This window comes from Rhodoferax sp. ZS1R8 (genome assembly GCF_056521325.1).
This window is the reverse complement of the sequence record NZ_JBWMBA010000192.1, coordinates 1-1,056: the sequence shown is the minus strand read 5'-3', so window position 1 is coordinate 1,056 and position 1,056 is coordinate 1. Positions and strand designations below refer to the sequence as shown.

At 61.4% G+C, this 1,056-nt stretch carries 1 protein-coding gene and 1 pseudogene; one reads left to right on the top strand and one right to left on the bottom strand.

Annotated features, from left to right (window positions below):
• A pseudogene (locus tag AC097P_RS24920) lies at window positions 1-146 on the top strand (single-stranded DNA-binding protein); the annotation flags it as partial.
• Between the two features lie 26 nt (window positions 147-172).
• Here the strand turns inward: AC097P_RS24920 and AC097P_RS24915 are convergent.
• On the bottom strand, window positions 173-1,056 hold an 884-nt coding region (locus AC097P_RS24915), incomplete at its 5' end, for a putative Na+/H+ antiporter (RefSeq protein WP_479613093.1).

Here is a 1,056-nt window from a genome sequence, read left to right as displayed (position 1 = left end):
AAGGCGGCGGTGGCGCTCCCGCACCCCGTCGCATGGCGCCAAGCGCTTCTGCACCCCGCGCTGCTGCGGCACCCGCGCCACGCCAAGCCCCGCCACCCCGTCCGGCCAGTGGCTTTGACGACATGGATGACGACATTCCGTTCTAGACCCGAACTTTTTTACGGGTGTGCGGTTACAGCACCCAAAAAGCCGCCATTGCAATAAGGGTAGGCAATAAGGCGCCTACCAGCAATTCCCCTGCACCGATGGACTGGTCGGCGAATCCGCGCCGCAGCAGCGCCACGCCTGCGGGGTTGGGTGCGTTGGCAATGACCGTCAAGCCTCCGCCGGCCACCGCACCTGCCACCAGGCTGTATTTGGCCTCTTCAGAAATACCAACGATGAGAGAGCCCAGATAAGTCAGGGCCGCGTTATCGGTAAAACCCGTCAATATAGTGGCCCCCAGAAAGAGAAGCTGGGGCGACATGCCGGAAACGATGGGTTGCAGCCACCACTGTTGCATGCCACCCAGCACCACCAGACCCGCCAGGAAAAAGGCCACCAGCAGCGCTTCTTTGATGATGGGCGGGTTCTGAAAACGGGCATAGGCTTGCGTGACGCCCATAAACATCAGGAACAGGCCCAAAAAAGCCACTGGATGGTGCGCCAGTGCGACCACGGCCGCCAGAAAGCCGAGATGAACGAAGACCAGGATCTTGGGTGCTGCATCCGTCACCGATGGGCGCGAAGGCAGGGCCAGCTGGCCCAGATGATTGCGCAAAAAGTAGACGGCGATGGTTGCGTTTACCACCACGGCAATCGCCGCCTTCCAGCCGAATGTGGTGAGCATGAAAGCGGAGTCCCAATTCCACGTGGATGCCACCATCAGCACAGGCGGCGCCGCAAATGACGTCAAAGTCCCTCCGATGGAGATATTGACGAACAACACGCCCAGCGCCAACCCTTTCACCCGCTCGGGTACGTCGGGGCGGAAAACCTGTGGTGCCAGCATGAGCGCTGCAATCGTCATGGCCGCAGGCTCAGTGATGGCCGAGCCAATCAGGGGCACGGCGGCCA